Source organism: Microbacterium sp. Leaf351, from assembly GCF_001423825.1.
Lineage (GTDB): Bacteria > Actinomycetota > Actinomycetes > Actinomycetales > Microbacteriaceae > Microbacterium > Microbacterium ginsengisoli.
Genome location: NZ_LMPK01000008.1, coordinates 31,944 through 34,023, shown reverse-complemented (window position 1 = coordinate 34,023; position 2,080 = coordinate 31,944). Strand labels below are relative to the sequence as shown.

2 protein-coding genes are annotated in these 2,080 nt (G+C 69.6%); one reads left to right on the top strand and one right to left on the bottom strand.

Annotation, left to right across the window (positions count from 1 at the left end; genetic code table 11):
- Positions 1-156: 156 nt before the first annotated feature.
- Positions 157-1,152, bottom strand: a complete 996-nt coding sequence (locus ASG00_RS03155) for a diacylglycerol/lipid kinase family protein (RefSeq protein WP_056206822.1) — start codon at positions 1,150-1,152, stop codon at positions 157-159.
- A 277-nt stretch (positions 1,153-1,429) separates the two neighbouring features.
- Here ASG00_RS03155 and ASG00_RS15200 point away from each other — a divergent pair.
- The coding region (locus tag ASG00_RS15200) for a hypothetical protein (protein WP_235559103.1) at positions 1,430-2,080 on the top strand (651 nt) is incomplete at its 3' end.

Genomic DNA, 2,080 nt, shown 5'->3' with positions numbered 1-2,080 from the left:
CCGACGGCGTCGTCACCTGCATCGTGCCGCGCACGCTCATGGCGCAGACGGCGACGTCTCCGGCCGCCTACGTGCAGATGTTCGTCGACATGCACCGCGAGGGCACGCTGCGATGGGATGCCGCGGCGCGGTCGCACGTGTGGAGTCGCGACGCCGTCACCAGCGGCTGACGTCGTGCCCCGGAGGCACGGTCACGAGCAATGCCCCCTCGGCGACGCGGCAGTCGATCCCGATCGCGATGCCGAAGTGGTCGCCATCGAGCTGCACGGCCTGCGGAGTCTCGGTGCGCGTGTCGATCCCGTGCGCCGAGAGGTAGCGCACGGCCCGATCGCGGCGGCGCTCGAGCACGAGCCGGCCGGCCTTGAAGCGGCGCAGCACCGAGTTGTCCCACCAGACCCGTCGCCACACGGCCGCCCAGCCCCAGAACCCACGGGGCTGGATGAGCACGACATCCAGCGCGCCGTCGGCGATCGACGCGTCCGGGATCAGGGCGATGCCAGCGGGCAGTGACCCGCAGTTGGCGAACAGGACGCTGTAGGTGCGGGAGCTGGCGAGCTTGTCGTCGTCGAGCTGGTAGACGATGCGGAACGGCGCGGCCTTCGGCAGCGAGCGCGCGGCGCCGTCGACGTAGGCCACCCATCCGACGGCCTTCTTCATGCGCGGGCGCGTGTTCGCGATCATCGCGGCGTCGAGGCCCATGCCGGCCATGACCACGAAGGACGCCTCCTCGACGGTGTGGTCGAGGCGGGTCATCCGCGCCAGGCCGATGTCGATCGGATGGATCTCGCCGTCGAAGGCCGAGGAGATGACCCGTTCGGGGTCGTCGAGGGTCAGGCGCAGGTTGCGGGCGAGCAGGTTCCCGGTTCCGCTCGGGACGATCGTCACGGGGATCCCGGTGTAGGCCATCGCCTCCGCGACCGCTCTCACGGTGCCGTCACCGCCGGCCACCAGCACGACCGACGCTCCCGCCGCGACCGCGGCACGAGCCTGGCCGGAACCGGCATCGCCGACGGTCGTCTCGAAGAAGAGAGGCGACTCCCAGCCGGCCCGTCCCGAGTAGTGCACGACCTGCGTGCGCAACCGGTCGCGATCCACCTTCACCGGGTTGTAGATGAGAGCCGCGCGCCGCACCGTGGGCACCGGGTCGGTCATGATCCACACCCTAGCGCCGCATCCCGACTCGGGGATGCGCGGGGCGGCCTCGCACCGCTACGCTCGCGCCGTGACCTTCTTCGGGGAGAATGGGGACCCCTGGAACACGCCGCCCCGACGCGACCCGTCGCCCTTCGACGGCGTGCATCGCCGGCGGGCGACGCGGCGCCTGCTTCTGCTCAGCCCTGTCGCCGTGGTAGCGCTCGTCATCGGAATCTGGTTCGCACCGCAGCTCGTGGCGTGGTGGGGAACCGGCGACAAGCCGTCGGCACAAGCTGTGGCGCTCGCCGAGCGCATGTACCTCACGGGGGCGGGTACCGACTTGTTCCTCTCGACGCTGCCGAGCCTCACCGACCTCGCGACAGTGAACACCGAGTGCGCCGGCGCGGGGTCGGCGGATACGATGGCTACAGGGTGCTTCGTATCGGGTCCGGCGCACCGGCTCGATCGCATCTATCTCTACCAACCACAGGATCCGCGGGCGGAGGCGACGGTCGTGACGGCGGCGGCTCACGAGATGCTCCACGCTGCCTACTCCCGCATGACGTCTGCCGAGCAGTCGTCGCTGGATTCGGCGATGGCTGCCGAACTCGCCAAGGTTCCCGCCGACGACCCCGTGCGCGATCAGATCGCTGCGTCGGTCGGCGACGATCAGACGGCACTCGGAACAGAGACGTTCGCCTACCTGGGAACGGAGATCTCGCTGCCCGGCGGCTTCTCGGCCGGCGTCGAGCAGGTCTATTCACGCTTCATCGCGGATCGGACGTCACTCGTGGGTGTCTTCCGGGCGTTCGATGATGAGACGAATCGTCTCATCGACGCACTCAGGACCGCACATCAGCACGTCGCCGAGCTCGATGCCGCCGCCGTACAGGCGCAGGCGGACTTCACACACGCCTCCGACAGATACACGCAGGAGAGCACGCGA